At 60.1% G+C, this 22,628-nt stretch carries 31 protein-coding genes; 8 read left to right on the top strand and 23 right to left on the bottom strand.

Features of this window, described 5'->3' with window-relative positions; translation table 11 throughout:
- Nucleotides 1–34: 34 nt before the first annotated feature.
- From era to folK, 12 genes are all read right to left on the bottom strand, one after another.
- Entirely contained in the window at nt 35–943 is a 909-nt protein-coding gene (gene era / locus ACTG36_RS14930) for a GTPase Era (protein ID WP_375279252.1), read from the bottom strand.
- Nucleotides 940–1,629 carry a ribonuclease III gene (gene rnc / locus ACTG36_RS14925; protein WP_375279253.1) on the bottom strand — a complete coding sequence of 230 codons (690 nt, stop codon included), beginning with the start codon at nt 1,627–1,629 and terminating at the stop codon, nt 940–942. Before rnc ends, era begins: the two co-directional genes overlap by 4 nt.
- Nucleotides 1,626–2,444, bottom strand: coding sequence for a signal peptidase I (gene lepB / locus ACTG36_RS14920; RefSeq protein WP_375279254.1), 819 nt, complete (start codon nt 2,442–2,444; stop codon nt 1,626–1,628). The genes rnc and lepB overlap by 4 nt, the downstream gene beginning before the upstream one ends.
- Nucleotides 2,445–2,508: 64 nt before the next feature.
- Nucleotides 2,509–2,925 (bottom strand): holo-ACP synthase, encoded by a 417-nt coding sequence (acpS, locus tag ACTG36_RS14915; protein WP_375279255.1) that lies wholly within the window; start codon nt 2,923–2,925, stop codon nt 2,509–2,511.
- A complete protein-coding gene (locus ACTG36_RS14910; RefSeq protein WP_375279256.1) occupies nt 2,922–3,377 on the bottom strand; it encodes a hypothetical protein in 456 nt (151 codons plus the stop codon). The genes acpS and ACTG36_RS14910 overlap by 4 nt, the downstream gene beginning before the upstream one ends.
- 14 nt (nt 3,378–3,391) lie before the next feature.
- Nucleotides 3,392–3,694, bottom strand: a complete 303-nt coding sequence (locus ACTG36_RS14905) for a Dabb family protein (RefSeq protein ID WP_375279257.1) — start codon at nt 3,692–3,694, stop codon at nt 3,392–3,394.
- A gap of 9 nt (nt 3,695–3,703) precedes the next feature.
- Nucleotides 3,704–4,168, bottom strand: coding sequence for a nucleoside deaminase (locus ACTG36_RS14900; RefSeq protein ID WP_375279258.1), 465 nt, complete (start codon nt 4,166–4,168; stop codon nt 3,704–3,706).
- 36 nt (nt 4,169–4,204) lie between these two features.
- Nucleotides 4,205–4,945, bottom strand: a complete 741-nt coding sequence (locus tag ACTG36_RS14895) for a pyridoxine 5'-phosphate synthase (protein ID WP_375279259.1) — start codon at nt 4,943–4,945, stop codon at nt 4,205–4,207.
- A 34-nt stretch (nt 4,946–4,979) separates the two neighbouring features.
- Nucleotides 4,980–5,636, bottom strand: a complete 657-nt coding sequence (locus ACTG36_RS14890; RefSeq protein WP_439142778.1) for a DUF2062 domain-containing protein — start codon at nt 5,634–5,636, stop codon at nt 4,980–4,982.
- Nucleotides 5,637–5,662: 26 nt separating this feature from the next.
- Nucleotides 5,663–7,798 carry a RelA/SpoT family protein gene (locus tag ACTG36_RS14885; protein ID WP_375279261.1) on the bottom strand — a complete coding sequence of 712 codons (2,136 nt, stop codon included), beginning with the start codon at nt 7,796–7,798 and terminating at the stop codon, nt 5,663–5,665.
- 18 nt (nt 7,799–7,816) lie between these two features.
- Nucleotides 7,817–8,179 carry a DNA-directed RNA polymerase subunit omega gene (gene rpoZ, locus ACTG36_RS14880; RefSeq protein WP_296417936.1) on the bottom strand — a complete coding sequence of 121 codons (363 nt, stop codon included), beginning with the start codon at nt 8,177–8,179 and terminating at the stop codon, nt 7,817–7,819.
- 97 nt (nt 8,180–8,276) lie between these two features.
- Nucleotides 8,277–8,858 carry a 2-amino-4-hydroxy-6-hydroxymethyldihydropteridine diphosphokinase gene (gene folK, locus ACTG36_RS14875; RefSeq protein ID WP_375279262.1) on the bottom strand — a complete coding sequence of 194 codons (582 nt, stop codon included), beginning with the start codon at nt 8,856–8,858 and terminating at the stop codon, nt 8,277–8,279.
- A 92-nt stretch (nt 8,859–8,950) separates the two neighbouring features.
- On the opposite strand from folK, the gene ACTG36_RS14870 reads away from it, so the two are divergent.
- The 7 genes from ACTG36_RS14870 to ACTG36_RS14840 all read left to right on the top strand — a co-directional run bounded on the left by ACTG36_RS14870 (nt 8,951) and on the right by ACTG36_RS14840 (nt 13,172).
- A complete protein-coding gene (locus ACTG36_RS14870; RefSeq protein WP_375279263.1) occupies nt 8,951–9,526 on the top strand; it encodes a LabA-like NYN domain-containing protein in 576 nt (191 codons plus the stop codon).
- Between the two features lie 107 nt (nt 9,527–9,633).
- On the top strand, nt 9,634–10,584 hold the full coding sequence (gene ispH, locus ACTG36_RS14865; protein ID WP_375279264.1) for a 4-hydroxy-3-methylbut-2-enyl diphosphate reductase: 951 nt from the start codon (nt 9,634–9,636) through the stop codon (nt 10,582–10,584).
- Nucleotides 10,585–10,591: 7 nt separating this feature from the next.
- Nucleotides 10,592–11,047: a YdeI/OmpD-associated family protein gene (locus tag ACTG36_RS14860; protein ID WP_375279265.1), complete on the top strand. Its 456-nt coding sequence runs from the start codon at nt 10,592–10,594 to the stop codon at nt 11,045–11,047.
- Nucleotides 11,047–11,508, top strand: a complete 462-nt coding sequence (locus ACTG36_RS14855) for a DUF3429 domain-containing protein (protein WP_375279672.1) — start codon at nt 11,047–11,049, stop codon at nt 11,506–11,508. Before ACTG36_RS14860 ends, ACTG36_RS14855 begins: the two co-directional genes overlap by 1 nt.
- Nucleotides 11,505–12,107, top strand: coding sequence for a class I SAM-dependent DNA methyltransferase (locus tag ACTG36_RS14850; protein ID WP_375279266.1), 603 nt, complete (start codon nt 11,505–11,507; stop codon nt 12,105–12,107). The genes ACTG36_RS14855 and ACTG36_RS14850 overlap by 4 nt, the downstream gene beginning before the upstream one ends.
- A complete protein-coding gene (rnhA, locus tag ACTG36_RS14845; RefSeq protein ID WP_375279267.1) occupies nt 12,100–12,555 on the top strand; it encodes a ribonuclease HI in 456 nt (151 codons plus the stop codon). Before ACTG36_RS14850 ends, rnhA begins: the two co-directional genes overlap by 8 nt.
- Nucleotides 12,552–13,172 carry a trimeric intracellular cation channel family protein gene (locus ACTG36_RS14840; RefSeq protein WP_375279268.1) on the top strand — a complete coding sequence of 207 codons (621 nt, stop codon included), beginning with the start codon at nt 12,552–12,554 and terminating at the stop codon, nt 13,170–13,172. Before rnhA ends, ACTG36_RS14840 begins: the two co-directional genes overlap by 4 nt.
- A 2-nt stretch (nt 13,173–13,174) precedes the next feature.
- On the opposite strand, the gene fmt is transcribed toward ACTG36_RS14840, so the two are convergent.
- Genes fmt through def (ACTG36_RS14820) form a run of 4 tightly spaced genes read right to left on the bottom strand, consistent with a single transcriptional unit; the run spans nt 13,175 to nt 15,637 of the window.
- Nucleotides 13,175–14,083, bottom strand: coding sequence for a methionyl-tRNA formyltransferase (gene fmt, locus ACTG36_RS14835; RefSeq protein WP_375279269.1), 909 nt, complete (start codon nt 14,081–14,083; stop codon nt 13,175–13,177).
- 58 nt (nt 14,084–14,141) lie between these two features.
- Nucleotides 14,142–14,639: a peptide deformylase gene (gene def, locus ACTG36_RS14830; protein WP_375279270.1), complete on the bottom strand. Its 498-nt coding sequence runs from the start codon at nt 14,637–14,639 to the stop codon at nt 14,142–14,144.
- Nucleotides 14,629–15,123 (bottom strand): peptide deformylase, encoded by a 495-nt coding sequence (gene def / locus ACTG36_RS14825; RefSeq protein WP_375279271.1) that lies wholly within the window; start codon nt 15,121–15,123, stop codon nt 14,629–14,631. The genes def (ACTG36_RS14830) and def (ACTG36_RS14825) overlap by 11 nt, the downstream gene beginning before the upstream one ends.
- Entirely contained in the window at nt 15,110–15,637 is a 528-nt protein-coding gene (def, locus tag ACTG36_RS14820) for a peptide deformylase (protein WP_375279272.1), read from the bottom strand. Before def (ACTG36_RS14820) ends, def (ACTG36_RS14825) begins: the two co-directional genes overlap by 14 nt.
- 93 nt (nt 15,638–15,730) lie before the next feature.
- Here def (ACTG36_RS14820) and ACTG36_RS14815 point away from each other — a divergent pair, with 93 nt between their 5' ends.
- Entirely contained in the window at nt 15,731–16,900 is a 1,170-nt protein-coding gene (locus ACTG36_RS14815; RefSeq protein ID WP_375279273.1) for a MalY/PatB family protein, read from the top strand.
- 42 nt (nt 16,901–16,942) lie between these two features.
- Here ACTG36_RS14815 and ACTG36_RS14810 read toward each other — a convergent pair whose 3' ends face one another.
- The 7 genes from ACTG36_RS14810 to ACTG36_RS14780 form a co-directional block, all read right to left on the bottom strand.
- Nucleotides 16,943–17,389, bottom strand: coding sequence for a DUF6985 domain-containing protein (locus ACTG36_RS14810; RefSeq protein ID WP_375279274.1), 447 nt, complete (start codon nt 17,387–17,389; stop codon nt 16,943–16,945).
- A 50-nt stretch (nt 17,390–17,439) separates the two neighbouring features.
- Nucleotides 17,440–17,787 (bottom strand): hypothetical protein, encoded by a 348-nt coding sequence (locus ACTG36_RS14805; RefSeq protein ID WP_375279275.1) that lies wholly within the window; start codon nt 17,785–17,787, stop codon nt 17,440–17,442.
- Nucleotides 17,788–17,881: 94 nt separating this feature from the next.
- The gene (cobM, locus tag ACTG36_RS14800; protein WP_375279276.1) at nt 17,882–18,649 is read right to left on the bottom strand and encodes a precorrin-4 C(11)-methyltransferase; all 768 of its coding nucleotides are present in this window, start codon (nt 18,647–18,649) and stop codon (nt 17,882–17,884) included.
- On the bottom strand, nt 18,650–20,491 hold the full coding sequence (cobJ, locus tag ACTG36_RS14795; RefSeq protein ID WP_375279277.1) for a precorrin-3B C(17)-methyltransferase: 1,842 nt from the start codon (nt 20,489–20,491) through the stop codon (nt 18,650–18,652).
- The gene (cobI, locus tag ACTG36_RS14790; RefSeq protein ID WP_375279278.1) at nt 20,482–21,183 is read right to left on the bottom strand and encodes a precorrin-2 C(20)-methyltransferase; all 702 of its coding nucleotides are present in this window, start codon (nt 21,181–21,183) and stop codon (nt 20,482–20,484) included. The genes cobJ and cobI overlap by 10 nt, the downstream gene beginning before the upstream one ends.
- 67 nt (nt 21,184–21,250) lie before the next feature.
- On the bottom strand, nt 21,251–22,459 hold the full coding sequence (cbiE, locus tag ACTG36_RS14785; RefSeq protein WP_375279279.1) for a precorrin-6y C5,15-methyltransferase (decarboxylating) subunit CbiE: 1,209 nt from the start codon (nt 22,457–22,459) through the stop codon (nt 21,251–21,253).
- Nucleotides 22,452–22,628: precorrin-8X methylmutase (locus ACTG36_RS14780; protein WP_439142800.1), on the bottom strand; the 177-nt coding region annotated here is incomplete at its 5' end. The genes ACTG36_RS14780 and cbiE, both read right to left, overlap by 8 nt.

The raw sequence follows: 22,628 nt of genomic DNA, 5'->3' as shown, positions 1-22,628 counted from the left end.
GCCCGCCAAAATTCGCGAATTTTGGCCCCCGCCCTCACGAATTTCCGTCTTTGAAATCAAGGCCCATCTCGGAATACCGTTCGGATTCTTCCAGCCAGTTGGGACGCACTTTCACTTGCAGGAACAGGTGCACATTGCGGCCAAGAAACTCAGCCAGTTCCTCACGCGCGGCTTTGCTGATGGCCTTGATCGTCTCACCCCGGTTGCCGAGCACGATGCCTTTGTGACCGTCGCGCATGACGTAAATGATCTGGTCGACCTTGCAGGACCCGTCTTTGCGTTCTTCCCAATTCTCGGTCTCGACCGTCAACTGGTAGGGCAATTCCTGATGCAGCCGCAGGGTCAGCTTTTCGCGCGTCATTTCAGCGGCAATCATCCGCATGGGCAAATCGGCGATCTGGTCTTCGGGATAAAGCCAGGGTTCTTCAGGCATACGGTCGGCCAGCCATTTTCGCAGATCGTCGGTGCCATGACCCTTTTCGGCCGAGATCAGAAATGTCTCTGCAAAGGAAAACCGTTCGTTGAGGTCTTTGGTCAGCCCCAACAACACAGGCGCTTCCACGCGGTCGATCTTATTGATCGCCAAAGCCACAGTCCGGCCCGTGCCAACGTCTTCGAGCCGTTCAAGGATCGCCTCAACCCCCTTGGTCACTCCGCGATGCGCCTCAATCATCAAAACAACCACATCGGCGTCCGCGACCCCACCCCACGCAGCGGCGACCATGGCACGGTCCAGCCTGCGTTTTGGCTGAAACAGGCCGGGCGTGTCGACGAAAACGATCTGGCTGTCGCCTTCGATGGCCACCCCGCGAATACGTGCGCGTGTGGTCTGTACCTTGTGGGTCACGATGGACACCTTTGCGCCCACCATACGATTCAGCAGGGTCGACTTGCCTGCATTGGGTTCCCCGATCAGGGCTGCAAATCCGGCGCGTTGGGTCATGTCTTTTCTCCTGTGACGCGGGCCAGAAGGGCCTTCGCGGCGGATTGTTCGGCCATGCGTTTGCTGGAGGCTTGGGCCTGCTCAGCGGCACCCGATTTCAGGCGGACCTCGATCGTGAACACGGGCGCGTGGTCTGGCCCATCGCGGGCGATTTCCACGTAAGCGGGCGGCGGCATACCATGGCCTTGGGCAAATTCCTGCAAGGCAGTTTTGGGATCACGCGCGTCTTCTTCGACATTGGTGATCCGGTCCCCCCACAGCGCGATAACCAGATCACGGGCTTTGTCAAAACCGGCGTCCAGATACACGGCGGCGATCACGGCCTCCATCGCATCGGCCAGCAGGGCCTCTTTACGGCGCCCCCCTGTCAGCATCTCAGACCGGCCGAGTTTCAGGACCAAGCCCAGATCGATCTGGCGGGCCACGTCTGCACAGGTTTCCTTGCGCACCAGCGCGTTAAAACGCGGGGCCAAAAGACCTTCGGCGGCGTTCGGATCGGCGTTCAACAGCGCCTCGGACATAACCAGACCGAGCACACGGTCGCCCAGAAATTCCAGCCTTTGGTTGTCGTCACGATGGGGCGACGACATGGAGGAATGCGTGACCGAGCGGATCAAAAGCTCAGACTTGGTGAAGACATGGCCAAGCCTGTCTTGAAAGTCGCGAAGTGGGCCGGAGAGCTTCACTCGATCCCCTTGAAGAAACGGTCGCCGCGCCACGTCCAGAACGCCAAAAGCGAAGTGCCCGCAGACGAGAACATGATGCGGTCGGCGCGACCGACGATATCTTCGTAAGGCACAAAGCCCACGCCACCAGCCGTCTGCGCACGGCGGCTGTCGGAGGAATTGTCGCGGTTGTCACCCATGAAGAAATACTGGCCTTCGGGCACGGTAAAGATGCCGGTGGTGTCCAGACGGCGGTTGCCCACGTTCAAAACCGTGTACTGGCGGCCATCGGGCAGCGTTTCGATGAACCGCTGTTTCAGGCAGTCTTCGCCGATGGGCACGGTGCCGTTTGAACAGGTCGGGAAGGTCGCAGGCTGGCCGCGCCGCACGAAAGGCTCAACGAAAAGACTGGCCGCCTGCTGTGGCACAGGTTCACCGTTCAGAATGATTTGGCCGTCCTGCATTCGGATCGTATCACCGGGCAGCCCGATCAGACGTTTGATGAAATCGCGGCCGGTCACAGGGTGGCGGAAGACGACGACATCACCGCGTTCAGGCTCGGACCCGAACAGCCGGTCATTGCCGCCTTTGAAGACACCGCAAAAATCCTCCGCATCGATATCAAGTCCCACGGCAGGGATGATGATCGACGGGCAGGACGCATAGGAATAGCCATAGGCCATCTTGTTGACGAAAAGAAAATCGCCAACCAGCAGGGTTTCTTTCATCGACCCTGAGGGAATCCAGAAAGGCTGAAACAGAAACGTCCGAAAGACGCCGGCAATCAGCAGCGCGTAAACGACTGTTTTAACTGTCTCTTTGATAGATACCCACACGGTGCGGCCTCGCTCTGATTCATCAATAAAATTTGGGCGTATGTGCGCGTGCGGCGGCCCCAAGTCAACCCGCAGTCTGGGGCGGCGCGGGTCGTGCCTCAATCACGACAAAGGCCTGCGCCCAAGGGTGATCATCGGTCAGGGTGACGTGGATGATTGCCTCATGCCCCGGTGGGGTCATCTGGTCCAGCCGTTCTTTGGCCCAACCGGTGACGGCCATGACGGGCTGGCCGGTGTGAAGGTTGCTGACGGCCATGTCCTTCCAAGAAATTCCCATGCGCAGACCCGTACCAAGCGCCTTGGAACAGGCCTCTTTGGCGGCCCAGCGTTTGGCATAGGTGCCCGCGATATCTTTGCGGCGTTCCGCTTTGCGCTGTTCGATGTCGGTGAAGACCCTGTTGCGAAACCTGTCGCCGAACCGGTCCAACGTGCCTTGAATACGGTCGATGTTCGCCAGATCGGTGCCGATACCCAAAATCATTCGCGGCCCAACTGTTGGTCTACAGTCACATCGCCGGTGGCTTGATTGACCGTGATGGTCAACAGCGCGGAGTTCTGAAAGCTTTGTTCTGGCAGATAGATGATCGCGGGGATGGTAAAAATCAGCCCGCGCGCGGGGTCGTATTCCGAAGTGAGGTCATCAAACAGCATCCCCGCATAGCCCAACCCTTCGTCCAAGCCCACGGTCGAACAGGTCCGGGCCCCGACCTCATCAAAGGGAGGGTGCAGGATCAGCAGGTGAAAAGCCGCAGCGGCAGGTTCGATCGTATCCAGCAGGGCGACACGCACTGCCCCGTCCGCAAAGGTGGCGGAATTTTCTTCCCATGGTTCAACAATAGCATCCGCGCGGGCCTGCCAATCGCACGGTACGGCAATTTGGGCCGTTGCTGTTCCGGAAAGCCAGGTGGCAAGAAGGGTCGCGACAATTCGCATGGGCTGGCCTTTGATCAGTTCGAACAGTCCAGATCATACACCGTGATTCTGTCTGCACCACCACACAGCGCAACAAGGCGCGCGCCCAGGGCCTGATGGCGGGGATCGGTGGCATATCGGTCAAGTGCGGCCCGATCTGCAAAGGTGACGTGAAAGCCGTAATGGCTTTCTGGGGTTTTGCCCTCTACGTCAATATTTGGGCCATGTGCAAACGCCTCAATCAGGTCGGTCAGGGCTGCGAGGCCGGTCATGACATCGGCCAACTCCGCCGGATCGGCGTCTTTGGTCAACGACAGGTACACAGCGTGAAGGATCATCGATCTCTCCTAGTCTTGCAAACGGTAAAGATGCAGCACGATGTCGTCATGCACCCCGCCTGCATAGTCGAAACATCCGCCGCACGCTTGGTGAAAATCTGGCAAGGTCAGGCCGGGGAAGCGGAACATCTGGTCATCAATGTCGGCTTGCTGTGCGCCAAAAATCACGCGGTCGATCTTGGCCCAGCGCATGGCAGCCAGACACATTTCGCACGGCTGACAGGACGACAAAAGCGTGCAGCCGGATAAATCACGGGTGCCCAAAACCCCCGCTGCCTGCCCGATGGTCACGATTTCAGCGTGATGCGTCGGGTCCCCGTCCACGCGGGCCGTATTGCGCCCACGGGTGATTTCGTCCCCGTCTTTGACGATGGCAGCTGTAAAAGCAGGCGGGCCTTCATCCGCGCCAATCTGAACGGCCCAGCGGTTGATCTCGGCCATGATCTGGCGTTCAAATTCTGTTGGTTGCGTCATGATCGACAGATAGGGCGCGCGCCGCTGAGGGCGAGGTTAAGGCCGCGCCTCATCCATCAGACGGCGCATTTCGCCAATCGCATCGGGCAGACCGCGAAAAATCGCTTCACCGATCAGGAAGTGGCCGATGTTCAGCTCCATCACCTCGGGAAAGGCGGCGACGGGTTTGACGGTGGCGTAGGTCAGCCCGTGACCTGCATGAACCTCAAGCCCGAGCGTATGGGCGTAAGACGACATCTGGCGCATCTTTTCAAGTTCCGCATCGCGGGTCGCGAAATCGCCCTCCGCGTGGGCATCGCAGTAGGCACCTGTGTGCAATTCAATCACCTGTGCACCAATGCGGCTGGCGGCGTCGATCTGACGGCGGTCGGCGGCGATGAAAATAGACACACGGCACCCGGCCTCACGCAGGGGGGCGATATAGTGGGCCAGCGCATTTTCCTCACGCGCGACCTCAAGCCCGCCTTCGGTGGTGCGTTCCTCGCGTTTTTCGGGAACGATGCAAACGGCATGGGGCTTATGACGCAGGGCAATTTGTTGCATCTCGGGCGTGGCGGCCATTTCAAAATTCAACGGCACCGTCAGGGCATCCATCAAGGCATCAATGTCTGCGTCCCCGATGTGGCGGCGGTCTTCACGCAGGTGTGCAGTGATGCCGTCGGCGCCGGCCTGTTCCGCCAATTTGGCAGCACGGACCGGATCAGGCGTATCCCCGCCCCGCGCGTTGCGGACAGTGGCCACGTGATCAATATTCACCCCAAGACGCAAATTGGACATAAGTCAGCCCTCCTTCTGGACTGAACTTAGCACGCTATTTCTGCACGTCAGCCGGATTCTTAAGCTGCGCCAATTTTTCGCGCAGGATTTTTCGGCGGTGGTTCTGGTAGGCGCGGATGACAGGTACGGACAGGTAGTAGCACAGACTCGCTGTGACGATGCCGGGGATAATCCCACCGATCATATAGGGGTAAAACACGCCTTCGTAGAAATTCGACAAGCCGCGCCAATCCATCCGGTCGTGCGTGAAAATCGCTACAAAGTTCTGCCAAAGGTCCTCAAACGCATTGCCGAACTGGCATCCGATCCGGCAATCCCCACCCCGTTCAGTGCCCAGCAATTCGCGGTCCATCCATGTTCCGAGCAACCAGTGACCCGTCGCCAGCGCCGACCATGCGATCGGCAGGTATGTCAGTGGATTTCCGAAAAAAGTGGCCATCAGCGAGGCCAGGATGTTGCCGCGCATAATTTTGGCCATGCCTGCGGCGATAAAAAAGTGCAGACCATAGAAGGGTGTAAAGGACGCAAACACGCCCGCCCAAATGCCACGTGCGATTTTTTCAGGGGTATCAGGCAGGCGCCGCACGCGGTGTTTTACGTATTGCGCGGCACGGCCCCAACCCCCACGCGGCCAGAGCATTTCGAGCCCGGCCCGCCAGAGGGGGCGTCTGTCTCTGCGTCTGAAAACCACGTCTTCGTGTCCCTGCCCTTTGGGCGTTAGCTGCGTCGTTGAACCTGTCCGGCCCGGTCGGGGTCACGGTGACGTTCAATTGTGGCAACATTACTGTCAGCTTCGAGCGCCGTCATGACGATGTGCATATGCTCCACATCGCGCAGGTCAACCTCGATCAGCAATCTGTAGTAATCTGGTTTGCGATCAATGAAATGCAGATCAGAGATATTGGCGTCGTTCTCACCGATCAAGGTGCAGATGCGCCCTAGGACGCCCGCGTCGTTGGTAATGGTCATGTCCAAGGTAATCGTGTTGGACGCGGAATGGGTGCCCTCCTGCCAGTGCAGGTCAATCCAACGTTCTGTCTGGTCTTCAAGATCGGCCAGCACATCGCAATCAATCGCGTGCACCACAACGCCTTGGCCACGATAGGTGATGCCCACAATCCGTTCACCCGGAATGGGCTGGCAACATTGGGCACGACGGTGGGTTTGGTCAGCATCAAGACCGATGACGGCGCGACGTGCCTCAATTTCGGCACCGACGGTTTTCACAAGATCAGGATAGATCGCGGACACCACATCGCGCGACGTAATTTCGGCCGCGCCGACCCGTTCCAACATATCGTTGATGTTGCCCAGCCCCAGCGATTTTCCAGCGGTCCGCAACGCCTTGTCGGTCGCTTTCTTGCCCACGTTTTCAAAAGCCGCGCGGACCAATTCGCGCCCCAGCCGGATGAACCGTTCGCGGTCTTCTTCGCGCAACGCGCGCCGAATGGCGGTTTTGGCCCGGCCCGTGACCGCGATGTCGATCCATGTGGCCTGCGGCGTCTGGCCTTCGGCGGTGATGACCTCAATCGATTGGCCGTTTTTCAGCCGCGTCCACAGCGGCACACGCAACCCGTCGACCTTGGCACCCACGCAGGCATGGCCAATTCGCGTGTGGATCGCATAGGCGAAATCGATAGGCGTCGCCCCGCGTGGCAATTTGATCACGTCCCCCTTGGGCGTGAAACAGAACACCTGGTCCTGATACATCTCAAGCTTGACCATATCGAGGAAGGTATTGTCGTCGTCATCCGCATCGATGCGGTCGGTCAGCTGGGCAATCCAGCGCGCGGGATCAACGGCAAAGCGGTTCTCGGTGCGGATACCGTCGCGGTAGGACCAGTGGGCGGCGACCCCGGCCTCAGCGACTTCGTGCATTTCAACCGTGCGAATCTGAACCTCAACCCGTTTGCCATCGCGCCCCGACACCGTGGTGTGCAGGCTGCGGTAGCCGTTGGATTTCGGCTGGCTGATATAGTCTTTGAACCGGCCCGGAACGGCGAACCATCGTTGGTGAATGGCACCAAGGGCGGCATAACAATCCGCTTCGGATTGGGTGATGATGCGGAACCCGTAGATGTCGCTAAGGCGGCTGAAACCCTGCTGTTTTTCCTGCATCTTGCGCCAGATCGAATAGGGCTTTTTGGCGCGCCCGTAGATATCACAGGCGATGCCTGCCTTATCCAGCTCATGTTCCATATCGACGGTGATCTTTTCGACCACGTCGCCGGTTTCACGCTGCAACGTGATGAAACGACGGATGATAGAATTGCGGCCCTCGGGGTTGAGGACACGAAAGGCGAGGTCCTCAAGCTCTTCGCGCATCCACTGCATACCCATGCGGCCTGCAAGCGGCGCGTAGATGTCCATCGTTTCCCGCGCCTTTTGGGCCTGCTTTTCCGGGCGCATGGATTTGATCGTACGCATATTGTGCAGACGGTCCGCCAATTTAACCAAAGTCACACGCAAATCACGTGACGTGGCCATGAAAAGCTTGCGGAAATTTTCGGCCTGTTTGGTTTCAGACGACGACAGCTGAAGGTTGGTCAGCTTGGTGACACCATCCACAAGTTCAGCGATTTCACGGCTGAACCGCTTTTCCACGTCTGAAAAGGACGCTTTCGTGTCTTCAATCGTGTCGTGCAAAAGCGCCGTGATCAGCGTGGCATCATCCATCTGCTGTTCGGCCAGAATACCGGCGACGGCAATGGGGTGGGTGAAATAAGGTTCACCTGAATGACGGAACTGTCCGTCGTGCATCTCCTCGCCGAAGACAAACGCATCGGCGAGCATTTTTGTATTCGTTTTAGGATTGTAGGTGCGAACCAGCGCGATCAGATCATCAGCTGTCATGCCGGTGTCGCCATCCTTTTACTTCTGCCCTTGGGCTTCCATCAGCGCGCGGAGGAGTTTCTCTTCGCTCATGTCGTCGTCTGCAGGCTTGTCCGCCTCGGCAGAACCACCACCCATCAACAGCGCCATGGAATCCTCTTCGGGTTCATCCACTTCGATCTGGGTCTGGTTCGCTTCGATCATGCGTTCGCGGAGATCATCGGCTGTCTGGGTTTCGTCGGCGATTTCACGCAGGGCAACGACGGGGTTCTTGTCGTTGTCGCGGTTGACGGTCAGCGCACCACCGGACGAGATTTCGCGGGCGCGGTGGGCCGCAAGCATCACCAGTTCAAAACGGTTTGGAACCTTGTCTACGCAGTCTTCAACGGTCACGCGGGCCATGGGGCACTCCAATCAATCAATCGTCGAGGGTATCAGAACCGCGCTCATAAAGGCTTGACAGCTAGATTACAACCCGATTCCTGAGGGTTGCGCGGCGTTACATGGCGCGAACGCTGGCGATCTCATCACCGGGACGCGCGTCACGCATCTGGGTGACCGTCAGCCCTGTGACCGGATGGGTCCACTCAGGTGCCACATCCGCCAACGGCACGAGGACAAATGACCGGTCCTGCAGGCGCGGATGGGGCAGGATCAGCTGATCAGGGGCGATCTGCGCCTGCTCGTCCGGAGGCAGTTGAGCCCAGTGCTGCCAGACTTTCGCATTGGGGGCAATCTGGCCACCTTGTGCAATCAAATCCAGATCCAAGGTGCGTTGCCCCCACCGCTGCATCCGCATTCGGCCAAAATCCGCCTCAACCCTATGGAGAATGGACAACACATCCGCCGCACCTCGTTCGGTCTGAACCGCGCATGCGGCGTTGACGAAATCCGGCCCAGCACCCGCAGGAAAAGCAGGGTTTTGATACAACTGACTGCTTTTGACCGGTCCAATATGGCGCTGAATTTCAGCCAAGGCGGCCAAAACGGTTGCCCTTGGGTCACCCACAATCGAAGGTGCATTGCTGCCAAGCGCGACCAGCGTCATGTCGCCGTTGCGGCTTTCTTCCCCTTGAAGCATTTCCGGTTTTCCCTATTTTTGCGCAGGTCCGACCGGCGAACCACTCACACACATTTCTCTGGTCGGGGCCGATTTTGAAAGGACAAATTCATATGTTTTATCGGGATGAACGCCTGGCGCTGTTCATCGATGGGTCGAATTTATACGCGGCCGGTAAAGCCCTCGGGTTTGACATCGATTACAAGCTCCTCAGGCAGGAATTCATGCGACGTGGCAAATTGCTGCGCGCGTTCTACTACACTGCGTTGTTGGAAAACGACGAATATTCACCCATCCGGCCATTGGTCGATTGGTTGAATTACAACGGCTTCACCATGGTCACGAAACCTGCGAAAGAATTCGTGGACTCCATGGGACGTCGCAAGATCAAGGGCAATATGGATATCGAACTGGCGGTCGACGCCATGGAACATGCGCCGCATGTGGATCACATCGTGATCTTCAGCGGCGACGGTGATTTCCGCCCCTTGATCGAAAGCCTGCAGCGCCAAGGCGTTCGGGTGTCTGTGGTTTCGACCATTCGCAGCCAACCGCCAATGATCGCAGATGAACTGCGCCGCCAGTGCGATAACTTTATCGAATTGGATGAGTTGCGCGACGTCATCGGCCGCCCCCCACGTGAGCCGCGCCCAGATGCCGAAGCGGCCACCGCCGACGAAGAAGAATAAAGCAATCGGGCGTCCTGCGGGGCGCCCTTTTCACGTTCGCCCCACCGCTGGCCGCTGGACGCCGCCTGCGCGCGCGCATAAGTTAGGCGAAACCGGAGTTTTGCACCATGACCAAGCCACCCCTTTCCCTTTACGTTGCGGCCCCACGCGGGTTTTGTGCCGGTGTGGATCGCGCCATCAAAATCGTGGAGATGGCGTTGGAAAAATGGGGCGCGCCTGTCTACGTCCGCCATGAAATTGTCCACAACAAATACGTGGTCGATGATCTGCGCGACAAGGGTGCGGTGTTTGTCGAAGAACTCGATGAATGTCCCGATGACCGGCCCGTTATTTTCTCGGCCCATGGCGTGCCAAAGGCGGTGCCTGCCAAGGCCGCTGAACGGGACATGGTCTATGTAGATGCCACCTGCCCGCTGGTCAGCAAGGTCCACATTGAGGCCCAGCGCCACGCCGACAACGGTTTGCAGATGATCATGATCGGCCACGCAGGCCACCCCGAAACCGTTGGAACCATGGGGCAGTTGCCCGACGGCGACGTGTTGCTGGTAGAAACGGTGGATGACGTGGCCACAGTCGATGTGCGCGACCCCAATAAACTGGCCTTTGTGACGCAAACGACCCTGTCCGTTGATGACACAGCAGACATCGTGGCCGCCCTGAACGCGCGGTTCCCCGCGATTGTTGGCCCGCACAAAGAAGACATCTGCTACGCCACCACCAACCGCCAAGAGGCGGTGAAGGCCGCCGCACCGAAATGCGACGCGATGCTGGTCGTGGGCGCGCCCAATTCGTCCAATTCCCAACGGTTGGTTGAGGTCGCACGACGTGCGGGCTGCGATTATTCCCAACTGGTCATGCGCGACACAGACATCGACTGGCGCGCGCTTGAAGGGATTTCATCGCTTGGCATCACCGCAGGCGCTTCCGCCCCTGAGGTGCTCATCAATGAGATCATCGACGCCTTCAAGGCCCGCTATGATGTGACCGTTGAGGTCGTGGAAACCGCCGTTGAGAACGTCGAATTCAAAGTCCCGCGCGTGCTGCGTGAACCGGCCTGACAGGCCCGTGACCGACTACATCACATTCGAAGGCGCGGTTGAGCCGATGGAGTGGGGCAACGCCACCTACACTGTGCTGCGCATTCCCCCAGAAATCGTTGAGGCACTCGGCCCGACACGCCGGGTTGAGGGTGAAATCAACGACCACCCCATCAACATGGCCCTGACCAAAGCGCCGGTCATCGACGATGTCTTTCTTTATGCGGGCAAGTCCGTCCTGCGTGACATCGGTATTGAGCCGGGCGAAAGGATTGAGGTCCGCCTGCGCGCCGCACCCGACGATGCAGTGGAGGTGCCAAGCGATGTGATCAACGCCTTGCGCTCAGCCGGATTGACCGACACATGGGGCGGCCTGACCGCTGGCAAACAACGCGGGATGTTGTATCAGGTGACGTCAGCCAAGCGGGCAGAGACCCGCGTCAAACGGATCGCCAAATTACTGGCAGAGGTGAAGGAGCTTTGATCTTGGACCGCGTAAACGAAATCCCCAAATCTGCCCTGATCCTCGGGCTGGCAGGCCTGCTGCCCTTTATCTGGGGCGCCATCACCATCTACAGCCAAGGGGCTGCGGAATTGACCATGGGTCTGGCCGGCCCACGGTTCATCGGGCCTTACGTGGGCTTGGCCTATGGAACTGTGATCCTGTCTTTCATGTCCGGCGTGTTGTGGGGCTTTGCTACTAAGGCAGACGGCGGTCAGGCCGCCACGGGGTACGCCCTGTCTGTGCTGCCCGCGCTTTGGGCGTTCTTCATGATCGGCGGGGGGCCGGTGTCGGCGGGCATGAATTTGATCGCGGGCTTTGTGGCCTTGCTGGTTCTTGATTACGCATTCTGGACATGGGGGCTGGCACCCCGTTGGTGGATGACCCTGCGCACCATCCTGACGGCGGGTGTTGTGCTAAGCCTGCTGCCGGTGGTCCTATGAGCGCGGATGACAAAACGATCGCCGTCTACAACGCCAAGGCGCAGGACTACGCCACGCATTTCAACAGCGGCGGCACACCGGGCAAACACCTGAACCGGTTTATGGATGCTGTCGCGGACGGGGGCCGTGTGTTGGATTTGGGCTGCGGCCCCGCCAACGCATCTCGCTTCATGATGGAGGCAGGTTTCGATGTGGATGCTTTGGATGCCTCGCGCGAAATGGTGCGCGTCGCGGCTGAGGTGAACGGTGTCAACGCGCGGCTGGGCACCTTTGACGATGTGACCGATGTCATGGTCTATGACGGCGTCTGGGCGAATTTCTCCCTGCTGCATGCCCTTAAAGACAGGCTGCCTACGTACCTTGCCGCACTCGCTACGGCCCTTAAGCCGAACGGTATTTTCCACATCGGCATGAAAGTCGGGGACGGCATGGCCCGTGACGGGCTAGACCGGCGGTATAGTTACGTGCAGCGCGATGAATTGGCGGGGCTTTTGGCCGATGCAGGCCTGACCGTTACTGCCACCGACGAAGGACATGAGGTCGGGCTGGCTGGCACCAATGACCCTTGGGTCGTGATGATGGCACGCAAAAATGGCTGATCTGTACGCCTATACAGACGGTGCCTGTTCAGGCAATCCCGGCCCCGGCGGCTGGGGGGCCCTGCTGATCGCCCGCGACGGCGACACTGTGGTCAAAGAGCGCGAATTGTCCGGCGGAGAGGCCCGCACCACAAACAACCGGATGGAATTGTTGGCGGCGATCACGGCGCTGGAAACCCTTTCAGGGCCCAGCACACTGACGGTCGTGACCGACAGCTCTTACGTCAAAGACGGGATCACCAAGTGGATCTACAGCTGGAAGGCCAAGGGCTGGAAAAAGAAGGGCGGGGAAATCAAGAACATCGATCTGTGGCAACGCCTGGATGAGGCCCGCGCGCGCCACGATGTGACGTGGGAATGGGTCAAAGGCCACGCAGGCCACCCCGAAAACGAACGGGCCGATGAATTGGCCCGCGCGGGCATGGCCCCCTTTAAGGCTGCAAAGTGACTGCACTTGCGGTCCTAGACTATGCATCGGTCTTTATCTTCGCACTGACCGGCGCGCTTGTCGCCAGCCGCGCCCAGCTTGATCTGGTGGGCTTTGTCTTTGTGGGCTGCCTGACGGCGGTCGGCGGCGGAACCGTGCGTGACGTGATCTTAGACCGGGGGGTGTTCTGGGTGGCGGAGCCGTCTTTCATCATGGTCGCAACAGCGGCTGCGTTCTGTGTCTTCTTCACCGCCCACCTTCTGGAATCCCGCCTCAAGGCGATCTTTTGGCTGGATGCCGTGGCCCTCGCGGTGGCGGTTCCCGCCGGTGTCGCGGCGGCCTTGGGCATGAATGCGCTTTGGCCGGTTGTTGTGATCATGGGGGTGGCCACGGGCTGTTTCGGGGGGCTGATGCGCGACGTTGTCTGCAATGAGGTGCCGCTGGTCCTCAAACAAGGCGAACTTTACGTGACCTGCGCGCTGGCAGGTGCCGCGTCATCGCTGGCACTGTTATCACTGGGGCAACCTTTGGGACTGGCGTTGATCGGCTGCGCCACAGTGACATTCGGGCTGCGCGCGGGGTCACTTGCGTTCGGTTGGCGTCTGCCCGTCTACAAAAGTCGCCCACCCCGCAGGTAGCATCACGTAAACACTGCGGGTGGCGTCCACCCTTTCAACAGGTCCGACGTGGCCGCCGCACGCTTGCCGGGCCGCTGGGCCTGCAGGATCTCCACCGCCTCCTCACCACATCCCACGACCAACCAACCGCCTTCGATTGACGTCTGACCCGCTGGCAACGCCACCTCAACGGGCAGTGCTTGCAATATTTTCAAACGCTCACCATCTGCGTCCGTCCAAGCACCGGGAAAGGGCGACAGACCATTGATAAGACGGGCCACCGTTGTGGCATCCGCAGACCAATCAATCCGCGCCTCTGCCTTGTCGATCTTGTGAGCATAGGTCACGCCCTCGTCCGGCTGCGGCGTGGCGTTCAGCGCGTCCAGATCCGCCAAGGCATCGACGATGGCTTGCGCGCCAAGAATACTCAACCGGTCGTGCAACGCGCCTGTGGTCTCGCCCGCATCAATCGCGATCTCACGGCGCAGCAAGACATCACCTGTGTCCAGACCCGCGTCCATCTGCATGATGCAAACGCCGGTCTGTGCATCTCCGGCCATGATCGCACGATGAATAGGGGCCGCCCCACGCCACCGTGGCAAAAGCGATGCGTGGATATTCAAACACCCCCGCGCGGGCGCATCGAGGACCGCCTGTGGCAAAATCAGCCCATAGGCCACGACAACAGCGATATCCGCGCCCAATGCCGCCAGCTTTGCTTGCTCATCCGCGCCCTTCAAAGACACCGGATGTCGCACCTCAAGCCCCAAGGCATCTGCCCGCTGATGGACGGGCGTCGGCCGCTCCTTTTTGCCGCGCCCAGCTGGACGGGGGGGCTGACAATAGACGGCGCAAATGTCATGGCCTGCCGCCACAAGTGCATCCAGAACCGGCACCGAAAACTCGGGCGTTCCCATAAAGATAATGCGCATCGCGTCCCCCTTCATCTGGCCTAAAAAACTCCCCCCGGAGGGTCGGTCGGCCACAGCCCTACCCGTTCAGTTTGCGTGCCTTTTTCAACAACATATCCCGTTTTGTCCGGCTCAGCCGGTCAAAATACATCTTGCCGTTCAAATGATCGATCTGATGCTGCACCGACGTCGCCCACAACCCCACGAAATCCTGCCTGTCGTAAACCCCAGCCTCATTCAGATAGCGGATCGTCACGGCGCGGGGTCGTTCAAGTCCGGCAGAGACGCCTGGCAGGTTTGGTGACGCTTCGTCATGGGCGCGCAATTCAACGGAGGCATGCAGGATCGTGGGGTTCGCCATGCGCACGGCCTGTCCGCGCTTGTCGGATGCGTCGACCACGCACACCCGCAACGGCACGCCCAATTGGGGTGCCGCAAGGCCAACGCCAGGCATGGCGTCCATGGCCTCAATCATCTCATCCCACAGGGCGCGGATATCGTCTGTGATGGCGTCGACTTCGGCGGCGGGGGTGCGCAGCACTTTGGCCGGATAGGGCACGAAGGGTCTATGGGGCATAGCGGGCCTCCAGATCGGCACGTAGGGGGGCAGGCTGGTGATCAAATATGACCTTGCCATTCAAATGATCGAATTCGTGCAGGATGCAGCGCGCAAGAATACCATCGAACCGCGCCTCAAGGCGATCACCGGCCCGGGTACTCCAGCGCAGCTGGATGTGGTCGGGGCGCGTAACAGACATGGGCAGATCGGGGATCGACAGGCATTGCTCCGACATCTCAGAGGCCGCGTCGCTGGTCGATGCAACCTCTGGATTGATGAAAACACGCGGCTCGGGGGGGCCTTCTTTCCACGTCACATCGACCACGAACATCCGCTGCAAAACACCGATTTGCGGCGCGGCGAGGCCGCGGCCCTTAGCGTCGTACATGGTGTCAAACAGGTCCTCAATCAGGGCCGCCACGTCAGGGGCGTTCACATCCACGGGGGCGCAGATCTGCGTCAAAACGGGGTCCGGCCACATGCGGACCTCACGCTTTGCCACGTGCGATGTCCCGCTTCAGTTTCTGCATCTTGCGCGTGATCATCTGACGTTTGAGAGGTTTGAGGTAGTCGATGAACAGCTTGCCATCCAGATGGTCGATCTCATGCTGCACGCAGGTCGCCCAGAGACCGTCGAAGTCCTCTTGCACCTCTTTGCCGTCCAGATCGGTCCAGCGGACCTTCACTTGTGCGGGGCGTTCGACCTCGGCGTATTGATCGGGGATCGATAAACAGCCCTCATCGTAGATCGACCTCTCATCGGAGGCGGCGATGATCTCTGGGTTGATCAGGACCATCGGGCGCGGGGCCTCGCCCTCATCCTTGACGCAATCCATCACCAGCATCCGATGCATCATGCCCACCTGCGGGGCGGCCAGACCGATGCCCGGCGCGTCATACATGGTTTCAAGCATATCATCGGCCAGCCGCCGCATCTCCGTATCGATGGAGCCTACGGGATCGGCCTTGGCCTTCAGGCGCGGGTCGGGGTGAATAAGGATCGTGCGGAGTGTCATGGCGCCTGATGTAGGACGATCCCGCCGAGTACGCAACACGGGTTGCACCTGCCGCCGGGGTGGCTAGCTTGGGTTACAACAAGGAGACACCACATGAGCTTTGACACACCCATCGACCGGCGCGGCACCCATTGTGTGAAATGGGACATGATGGAGCCGATCTACGGCGTGGATGCCAACGACGGGATCGCCATGTGGGTGGCCGATATGGAATTCCGCCCGCCGCAGTGCGTGCAAGACGCGGTCAAGGCGATGCATGACCACGGCGTCTATGGCTACTTTGGCGATGACAGCAAATATCTGGCCGCGATCCAATGGTGGATGGACACGCGCCATGGCTGGAAAATCGAACCGGAGTGGGTGTTCACCACCCACGGGTTGGTTAACGGCACGGCCATGTGCGTCGATGCCTTCACAGCCCCCGGAGATGGGGTCGTGTTGTTCACACCCGTCTACCACGCTTTCGCCAAGGTCATTAACGCGGCAGGGCGCGAAGTCGTTGAATGTCAGCTGACCAATGATGGCGGGCGTTATGAATTCGACTTTGATGCCTATGACGCGCAGATGACGGGCAATGAACGCATGGTCATCCTGTGTTCCCCCCACAACCCCGGCGGCCGCGTTTGGACGAAGGGGGAGTTGCGTGCGGTGGCGGCCTTTGCCAAACGGCACGACCTGATTTTGGTCAGCGACGAAATCCATCATGACCTGACGTTCCCCGGCCACAGGCACACGCCCATGGCCCATATCGACGGGATCGAAGACCGGCTAGTGATGATGACGGCCACCACCAAGACCTTCAACATCGCGGGCAGCCATTCGGGCAATGTCATCATCGAAGACCCCGATCTGCGCCGTCAGTTCGGCGCACGGATGGCGGCCCTTGGATTGTCGCCCAACTCCTTCGGGCTGTTCATGGCTGAGGCTGCCTATTCCCCCGAAGGCGCTGCATGGGTGGATGATCTGCGCGCCTATCTGGATGGCAACCGTAAAGCCTTCGATGCGGGGGTGAATGCTATTCCGGGCCTCGCGTCGATGCCGTTGGAGGCCACGTATCTGGCATGGGTTGATTTCTCAGGTACCGGCATGTCGCGGGATGAATTCACCCAGCGGGTGCAGCAAGACGCCAAGATCGCCGTCAACCACGGCCCGACCTTCGGCACCGGCGGGGATGATTTCCTGCGGTTCAACTTCGCCGCCCCGCGCGCGCAGATTGACGAAGCCGTGGCGCGGCTGGCCAAGGCATTCGGTGACTTGCAGTAAAGGCTAACCTATCCGCCGCGTCGTGAATTCGGGGTTCAAGGCCTAATAGACAACGTCCGCTAGGCTGTCGTCGTCATAGGCCCAAACGTTAGAGATATGCCCATCAACGGGACCCACGCGCACGATGTCGGTGCCGTTTTCCCAAGCCATGTGCACGCCATGCTCAACCTCCCATGGGACGTTCGCCTCAACAGCGACGTACCAACGATCTGGATGAACGTCCCCCGGCTCAACCGAGATGGCAGAGGGGGAGACATAGGCCCAAACATCTTCGGGTGTTTTGATCGTCAGCGCATCGTCCGGATCCTGACGGTCTTGGAAATAGGCAAACACATGCCGCGAAACGGGGCCAAGGTCAGCCGGGGACAGTGTCATAAATCGCGCAAGGGCCGCCTGTGCGGTCTCTGACAGGGGCTCAAACTCGAACCGCTTAACTTTGACATTGTCGAATATCGGAAGGTGGTGGGTCGCTATGATCATATCGGCCATAGGATCGACCCTACGCCGCCAACCAGCACCACGAAACCCTTGAGTGGCGCTTAGCGGCCCAGCAACGCAATGGGCGCATCGTCAGAACGTTCGAAATCCAGTGGCGCGCCATCGGCGGCAGACGTGTTGCGCTTGAAATCGTAGACCATTTCGTCACCCTCTTGGGACGCCGCCATGATCAAACATTGGCTGAGCAAGCGGCTGCCATCGTAGAGGTCCACAAGACCGCGCAGACGTGGCGTCGTCTCAGCCTCAACCACGAATCCTTCGGATGTCATGCGCAAAATGCGGTAGCTGTCTCCATTCGCCTCAACCCGCAGACGTGACCGGCGGCGGTCAGCCTTGCGCTGTGCGGCGTGCATTTCGGTCCAGATCGATTGGGGCAGCGATTCCAACATGACAGTCTCCGTTCCTATGGGTCCATAAGTGGACCAGCAGGGGTGAAGGTCAAGTTAACTCTGAATTGATTTATATTATGTCAAATGCTGCAGGTCAGGCTTTGGCTTTTGGCCGCAAAACATGCGGCTTTGCGGCATCGTAAAGAGCACTGTCTGGAAAGCCGTTTTCGTCCGACAAAGCAGGCCCCAGCAGGATCAGCGCAGTGCGCGTGATTTTGGCCGCACGGACCTTTTCGCGGATGTCGGTCAACGTGCCACGGATGATCAGCTGATCGGGCCAACCAACACGGTAGATCACCGCGACAGGGCAATCTTCACCGTAATGGGGTACCAGTTGACGCTCAATCTCACGCAGGGCGCGGATGCCAAGGTGGATCGCAAGGGTCGTGCCGGTGCGGCCAAAATTTTCCAACGTTTCACCAGCAGGCATCCCCGTTGATTTCATTGACATACGCGTCAGCACGATGGACTGCGCAACCTCTGGCACGGTCAATTCCTGCCCCAACGCTGCGGCCGCTGCGGTGTAGGCCGGAACACCGGGGATAATCTCATACGGGATGCCGTCCGCCTTTAACCGGCGGATCTGTTCGGCGATCGCCCCATACAGTGATGGATCGCCGGAATGAACCCGTGCCACATCCTGCCCCTTGGCATGGGCTTTGGTGATTTCTGCATGGGTTTCATCAAGATGCATCGGCGCCGTGTCCATCACCAGCGCCCCCTCCGGTGCGATCGCCACGACATCCTCAGGCACCAGCGACCCTGCATATAGACATACAGGACAGGCCTTGATGAGGCGCGCCGCCTTGAGGGTCAAAAGCTCCGGATCGCCGGGGCCTGCGCCGATAAAATAGACGGTCATTTAGGAAGCCTCTTCTGGAAGGTAGGGATCATTGCGTTTGGCGGTCAGATCACCGTCAATCTTGCGGGCATAGCCGCGCGGGGTGAACATGCGCGGCCCCTCGCCCAGTTGCGCCAGTCGTGTGTTGGACGACCCGACGAGCACGACCGTCAGCATATCGACCTCCTCCACCTGCAAATCCGCAAGACGGCGATAGCGCACGTGTTCCGTGGGGCGGCCCAGATTGGTGGCCAACATGACAGGCGTGTCAACGGGGCGATGTTGCAGCAGGATATCCCGCGCTTCGGCCAAAAGCGTGCGGCGGGTTTTAGAAACAGGGTTGTAGAAGGCGATGACGAAGTCGCCTTCAGCCGCCGCATGCAACCTACGTATTATGTCATCTCTCGGCGTCAAAAGGTCGCTGAGGGAGATGGTGCAGAAGTCATGCCCCAAAGGCGCGCCCGCCCGGGCGGCGGCCCCTTGCACGGCGGACACACCGGGGGAGCAGACGACCTCAACCCTGCGGGCCGCGTCCGTGACACCCTCTTCGTCCGGGCCACGATCCAAAAGTTCAAACACAAGCGCGCCCATGGCGTAGATGCCCGCATCCCCCGAACAGACCAGTGCCACGTTTTTGCCCTGCCCCGCCTGTTCCAGCGCATAACGGCAGCGGGCCTCTTCCCCGCCCAATGGGAAATCACTGCGGGTCTTGCCTACGGCCAACGGCCCCAACAGATCAATATACAACCCGTAACCTACTAGTTCTTCCGCATCCGCGACAAGTTTGGACACTTCCGGCGTACGCCACGACGCCTGCCCCGGCCCGATCCCAACGATAGACAAGCGCCCCCGCGACCGTCCTTTCAACGTCGTCACCGGTTGGGGCGCCAGCGCCAGCGCGCAGGTGGTTGTTGCGGTTTTCGTCTTCGGAATAGTGAGCGTCGCATCCGCCCCCGCCGCCGCCAATGCTGCGGCTTCCGACACGCCGGGCGTTCCGACCTCGGCCAAGACCACATCCGACGGGTTGGCCAGACGGGGGGCCTCGGTTTTCAATTCATCGGCTGTGAACACCCGCAGCGGAACGCCAAGACGTTTGGCCGCCTCAATGATCGCAGGCTCATCCGCCTTTAGATCAATAGAGGCCACACAGGCGATTGCACCGCGGGCAATGGCATGTTCGGCCAGCACGCTTTCGATGTGCTGCCACATCGCGTCAACGTCCGCATTGCGCGCACAGCCAAGGCCCAGCGTGTAGGTTTGCGGGTGGTAAACCAGCGCCGTGTCAGACCCGAGCGTGGGCGCGGTGGTGACGTGCAAGGTCACGTCGTCACCTGCAGGCAGGTCGGTGTCGAATATCGCAGGTCCGTCCCACGTGACGCCGCTGCCCGACAACAGCCGTGCCATCACAGATTTGGCGTCTGATGGGTTTTGCAAACGGTAGCCCACGGGCGGCTCATCCAGTGCCACCCCCAGCGCCACGTCGCCTGCCGTGGTCACGGCGGCGGTGCCCTTTAGGGCCTCGGCAATCTGGCGCGCCAGACGGTTGGCACCCCGATGTCCGCCCAGCAAGGGTACCACCACGCCCCCATCATCGGACACAGAAATCACCGGCGGTTCAGAGGTCTTATCGGCCAACATCGGCGCCACACCACGGATCAAAATGCCAGAGGCACAGACCCCGATGATCGGCGTTCCAGCCGCAAAAAGATCACGCGCGTGATCCAAGGCATTGGCAAAATAAGCATCAGCAACGTCCACCCGACCTTCGCGGCCATGAATCGGCGCGCCCAAGGCGGCTGCAATCCGGTGCGCGGTGGCCTCACCAGATTTCGACAAAGCAAGAATGACGGGCGTTACAGCCATGGGTCGGCCCCTTTCGTCAGCAGGATCATGGAAAAATAGGGCGCCGTGTCAGGTGCCTCAGACAAGGGCAGCACAACCTGCTGCGGCAGAGTCGCTCGTTCGATATAGGTCGCTTGTGCCGTCAGGCCGAGGCCCTCAATCACCGTGCGGATTTTGCTCAAATGCCGTCCGACCTTCATAATCGCCACAGCCTCCGCCCCTGCAATACGGTCGCGCAACTCGGCCTCATCCATTGGGCCGGGCAATACGGTCAGACGCTCATTGCGCGCCACGAGGGGGCGGCCAGACACAGCGGCACAGGCCGTGACTGAGGTGACACCCGGGATGACCTCGACCTTGAATTCAGGTGCCAAGCGCGCGTTGATGTACATGAACGACCCGTAGAAAAACGGATCCCCCTCGCACAACATCACCACGTCGTCCCCAGCGCGCAGGACCTTCGCGATTTCGGCGGCACCAGCGTCGTAGGCCTGCTGCGCAGGTTCGCGGGCGACAGTCATAGGAACGTCCAACCGGATCTCACGTGCGCCAGCAGGAATAAGATCCGCCGCAATCGCCCGCGCAAAGCTGTCACCGCCCGCAAGCGATGGATAAGCAACGGTTCCGGCTCCCTCAATCGCGCGCGCGGCTTTCAATGTGATCAACCCCGGATCACCCGGGCCCAACCCCACACCAATCAACGTCCCCGTCATGACCGGTCCCCTGTTTCATCTGGCCCCAAAAACTCCCCCCGGAGGGCCGATCTGCCACACGCGCCCCTCATCTTTTGATCAGGCTCCACTGTGTGACCGGCATGGACGGACGCCAGCCTGTGAAATTGCCAACAGGATCGGCGCGATGGGTTTGCAGACGGACCAGATCGCCGCCATGGGTCTTGTGCAGCGCAATCAACTGCGCCTCGCTTTCCAAGGTGACCGCATTGGCGACCACGCGCCCCAAGGGACGCACGGCAGCCCAAACCGCCTCAAACGTCTCGAGCGATAGCCCCCCACCGATGAAAACCGCGTCGGGCGCTTCAAGACCTGTCAGCGCGTGCGGGACCGTGCCGTCGATCAAATCCAGCTTCGGCGTGCCCAGCGCCAACGCGTTTTCGGCGGCCATCGCCCGCCTGTCGGCACGGGGTTCAATACCAATGGCACGGGCGTAGCGGGCGGCGCGCATCCATTCGATGGCGACACTGCCGCAGCCGGTCCCGATGTCCCAAAGCAACGCACCGCGCATCGGCATGAGTTTCGCAAGCGTCGCCGCGCGCACCTCACGTTTGGTCATGGTGCCGTCGGACTGGAACAGTTCATCCGCCAAACCCGGAACACGCGGCAGCAAGGCCGCATCGGGGGCTGCAACGCAATCGATGCACAGGGTGTTGAAAGCCGGCACCTCATGGCACCAATCGGCGGCCGTTCCCTCGAAACGTTCCTCGCGGTCGCCGCCCATCGCGGCAAGCACCGTCATGCGCGAGCCCCCAAATCCGCGGTCCGCCAAAAACGTCGCAATCTGGCTGGGCGTCTCTGCGCCCGTCGTCAACACAATCAATTTCTGATCCGGCTGGATGAAGGCAATCATCTGCTCGACCGGTCGGCCATGAACGGTCAGGGTCTCCACGTCTGCCAAAGACCAGCCCATACGCGCCGCGGCCAACTGAAAAGCACTGAGCTGAGGATGATAGACCAGTTCGGACGCGGGTATCGCACGACCGATCCGCGCGCCGACGGAAAACCACAAAGGATCACCTGTCACCAACACAACGGCGCGACGTCCTTTCAAGGACGTCAGGGTGGTGATCATGGCATCAAATGGTGAAGGCCAGGCGATCCGTTCAGCGGTCGTATTGGCGGACAGTGTGTGATGACGGTCCCCGCCGACGATCACCTCAGCCGCCTCAACAATTGCGCGGGTCGCGGGGGTAAGGCCGTCCATACCGTCCTCACCGATGCCCACGATATGAAGCCAGGGGGCAGTGTTATCCATGTGCGACCTCCGGCAATCCAGCGGCCAGCGCGTTGACCGCAGCCGACGCCATGGCCGAGCCGCCTTTGCGCCCGCGCAGGGCGACAAATTCAACACCACGCGCATCGGTGGCAAGTTCCGCCTTGCTTTCCGCCGCGCCTACAAACCCCACAGGGAACCCAAGGATCGC

Origin of the sequence: Pseudooctadecabacter sp. (assembly GCF_965657175.1) — a bacterium.
GTDB lineage: Bacteria > Pseudomonadota > Alphaproteobacteria > Rhodobacterales > Rhodobacteraceae > Octadecabacter.
This window is presented reverse-complemented; position numbering and strand designations above follow the sequence as displayed.